The 522-nt window shown below is 57.1% G+C and carries 2 protein-coding genes; both read left to right on the plus strand.

Features of this window, described 5'->3' with window-relative positions:
- Window positions 1-270 (plus strand): hypothetical protein (locus DDR33_RS26290; RefSeq protein WP_158280878.1); only part of this gene is annotated, 270 nt, incomplete at its 5' end.
- Window positions 271-274: 4 nt separating this feature from the next.
- Window positions 275-522, plus strand: a 248-nt coding sequence (locus DDR33_RS25275; RefSeq protein WP_146198885.1) for a DUF6443 domain-containing protein, incomplete at its 3' end; no start/stop codon positions are given.

A 522-nucleotide genomic window follows, 5' to 3' on the forward strand; every position in this document is an offset into this window, starting at 1 on the left:
CAGGGCGGCATCTGGAAGTACTCCGGCCAGCAGCCCTACAGCGGTCCGGTGACCCTTTCGGCAGGCGATGCCTTCGACGACATCCGCATCCACCCGTCGGATGCCCGGATGACCACCTATACGTACGAGCCGCTGACCGGCATGAGCAGCAGTACCGACGAAAAAGGCAATACGGTGTATTACCAGTATGACAGCTTCGGGCGGCTGCAGTACATCAAAGACCGCAGCGGCGCCATCCTGAAAGATTATACCTATCACTATAAACCATAAGCAGATGAAGATTTTTCCAAGCCACCTGTTTCCAAAAGCGACACCTGTGCTGGTGCTGCTTCTCAGCCTGTCAGCCCTGCTGAAAGCCCAGAGTACAGACCAGAACTACATCCGTACCCGTACCCCTCTGGTGAAGGTGACCGATGAGGCCACCCTGAACACCATCAGCAGCAACAAGGACCAGGTACAGACCACCATCCAGTATTTTGACGGCCTGGGCCGCCCCCTTCAGACCATCCAGCGGCAGGGCTC

Origin of the sequence: Pararcticibacter amylolyticus (genome assembly GCF_003130405.1) — a bacterium.
Classification (GTDB): Bacteria; Bacteroidota; Bacteroidia; order Sphingobacteriales; family Sphingobacteriaceae; genus Arcticibacter; species Arcticibacter amylolyticus.